The organism is Cobetia sp. MC34, from assembly GCF_018340035.1.
Taxonomy (GTDB): Bacteria; Pseudomonadota; Gammaproteobacteria; order Pseudomonadales; family Halomonadaceae; genus Cobetia; species Cobetia amphilecti.
This window is the reverse complement of sequence record NZ_JADPPY010000106.1, coordinates 1-543: the sequence shown is the minus strand read 5'-3', so window position 1 is coordinate 543 and position 543 is coordinate 1. Positions and strand designations below refer to the sequence as shown.

Here is a 543-nt window from a genome sequence, read left to right as displayed (position 1 = left end):
GCTTTCAGACCGCGAGAATGTCAGCAAGATATGTCTCAACCAGTGCCGCTTTCTTCTGTTTCCGCCGAATTCCGCCTTTGAAAGATTTCTCTCCTTTCAGGTAATTCAGCGCAATATGCCGGACCCTAGCGAGGTTTTCCGCCGCCTGTCCGCGGTGGATTTTGCAGGCATCTTCACGAAGCGCCACATCCAAAGACCAGTGGAGCTTGGCCTCAATATGCCAGTGCTGACGAGCTGCTTCGGCGAGCTTCTTGGCGGTCAACTCGGCTGAACTAATGTAGTAGCGGATCATCGGCTCTTCAGGAGCCTCATCGCCCTCTTGGCGAAAACTCATCACTACCCCTACCGCTTTCAAGCCCGGCCATTCGTAGCTAAGCTCTTGAAACTCTTCAGTAATCTCACTCACAATGTGATAGCGCGTCTCTTGCCGGCCGCGGTTCTTTTCATCCGTGATATACGAGTCTCCCGAAAAGCTCGCCACCTTGGTTATTGGGAATGCCGTCTCGAAGGCGGCAGCCAAAGCTGGCTGATTCCCCTTTACCG

Annotated in this window: 1 protein-coding gene; it reads right to left on the bottom strand. The window is 53.6% G+C overall.

Annotated features, from left to right (window positions below; genetic code table 11):
• Positions 1–4: 4 nt before the first annotated feature.
• A partial coding sequence (locus tag IZU87_RS17360; protein WP_213115377.1) for an ISAs1 family transposase occupies positions 5–543 on the bottom strand: 539 nt, incomplete at its 5' end.